This is a genomic window from Psychrobacter sp. DAB_AL32B (assembly GCF_002224105.1).
GTDB lineage: Bacteria > Pseudomonadota > Gammaproteobacteria > Pseudomonadales > Moraxellaceae > Psychrobacter.
Map to the genome: position 1 here is coordinate 1 of NZ_NEXU01000158.1, position 437 is coordinate 437.

Here is a 437-nt window from a genome sequence, read left to right on the forward strand (position 1 = left end):
AGTAGCAGCTATTGTCAAAAAAAATAGCAAGATACCTATAAATACTTTTACTATTGGGTTTGAAGATAAAAGATTCGATGAATCTAACTATGCTAAAGATATTGCAGAATATCTAGGTACAAATCATACTGAACTTATTTGCAAAAAAGAAGATGTCTTAGCAACTATAAAAAAGTTATCAAAGATATTTGATGAGCCATTTGCAGATAGTTCAGCTATACCAACTGTCTTGGTTTCTGAGCTTGCAAAAAAACAGGTATCGGTTGTGCTCTCTGGCGATGGTGGTGACGAATTATTTTGTGGGTACCCAAGCTATGCACTGATGGAAAAAAGGTTTCAGCTCCTATCTAAAATTCCATTTAGAAAAAAATTAAAAAAGTTATCTAATTTACTTCCTGTCCCTGCTTTTATGCAAAATAAAGTTAATAAAAAATTAT

1 protein-coding gene is annotated in these 437 nt (G+C 31.6%); it reads left to right on the forward strand.

Going from position 1 to position 437, the window contains the following annotated elements:
• Window positions 1-437: asparagine synthase C-terminal domain-containing protein (locus tag CAN34_RS13795; protein WP_133063029.1), on the forward strand; the 437-nt coding region annotated here is incomplete at both ends.